The following is a 1,415-nucleotide window of genomic DNA, read 5'->3' on the forward strand; positions in this document are numbered from 1 at the left end:
GCCCCTGCTCGAACAGATCCTCGGCGGCGGCGGGGGGGGGGTCCGTTTTCCGCCCTCCCGACAACCCCACAAGAGGGAAGAAGGTCTCTCCCCCCCCCCTCCCCCGCTTCTGCTGCCCTCCACCCCTCCCCCCCCCCCCCCCCCGGTGCCGTCAGGCCTCGCGGGCGCGGTTACGCAGGATCTTCTGTCTAGCCTCGTGGTCGCGCATCCGCTGCGGGTAGCCGGTCTTGCGGACGTCGTACACGGGGATGTGCAGGTCCTCGCCGAGCCTGCGGGCACCGCGCTCCCCGCCGACCGCGCGCCGCGTCCATTGCCCGTCGGCCGCGACCAGCATCACCGTCAGAGGGGTGACGGTGGTCCGCGGCTCGACGAAGGCCTCGACCCCGATATGGGTGCGCGCCCACTCCGCGAGATAACGGGCGTCCGTGTCCGTGACGCGCTCGGCGCGCCGGCCTCCGCGGCCGAACAGTTTCCTTAACCCCATCGCCCTCACCCCGCCGTCGTGCCCGAACCCGAACATTGCAGTGTGCCACCACTTGCTGTGAGGTTGATGAGGGCAGTGTGACCTGCCCCTCGACGGACGCCGCGAAACGATCAATGCAAGGATGAAGAAGCACCGGCGCGGGGTTGCACGGGTGACGGGGTCGTCCATCGTCACCGGTCCCGCAACCGGACCCGTATTGCAGAATGTTTTCGACCACAAGTCGACCAACTCAACAACCCGAACACAACTGTCGAGGAGTCAAAAGAAATGGCCTTCTCCGTCCAGATGCCGGCTCTCGGTGAGAGCGTCACCGAGGGAACCGTCACCAGGTGGCTCAAGCAGGAGGGAGACACGGTAGAACTCGACGAGCCCCTGCTCGAGGTCTCCACCGACAAGGTCGACACCGAGATTCCGTCTCCCGCCGCTGGCGTCCTGACCAAGATCGTCGCCCAGGAGGACGACACCGTCGAGATCGGCGGTGAGCTCGGTGTCATCGGTGGCGCCGACGAGGCGCCCGCCCCCGCCGCTCCCGCCGCAGCGCCGGAGCCCGAGCCCGCCGCCGCAGCACCCGCCGCCGCCGCAGCAGCACCCGCCGCAGCACCCGCTCCCGCCGCCGCCACCGGGACCCCGGTCACGATGCCCGAGCTCGGCGAGTCCGTCACCGAGGGCACCGTCACGCGCTGGCTCAAGGCCGTCGGTGACGCCGTCGCCGTCGACGAGCCGCTGCTCGAGGTGTCCACCGACAAGGTCGACACCGAGATCCCCTCCCCCGTCGCGGGCACGCTGCTCGAGATCAACGCGGAGGAGGACGACACCATCGCCGTCGGTGCGCAGCTGGCCGTGATCGGATCCGGCGCCCCCGCTGCCGCCCCGGCTCCGGCCCCCGCCGCACCCGCCCCCGCGCCGGCCCCCGCCGCACCCGCCCCCGCGC

2 protein-coding genes are annotated in these 1,415 nt (G+C 71.2%); one reads left to right on the top strand and one right to left on the bottom strand.

Annotation, left to right across the window (positions count from 1 at the left end; genetic code table 11):
- Positions 1-151: 151 nt before the first annotated feature.
- A complete protein-coding gene (locus tag ACWF62_RS20430) occupies positions 152-484 on the bottom strand; it encodes an oxidoreductase (protein WP_378508400.1) in 333 nt (110 codons plus the stop codon).
- Between the two features lie 267 nt (positions 485-751).
- On the opposite strand from ACWF62_RS20430, the gene ACWF62_RS20435 reads away from it, so the two are divergent.
- On the top strand, positions 752-1,415 hold a 664-nt coding region (locus tag ACWF62_RS20435), incomplete at its 3' end, for a biotin/lipoyl-containing protein (protein WP_452631231.1).

This window comes from Rhodococcus sp. NPDC054953, assembly GCF_053609225.1.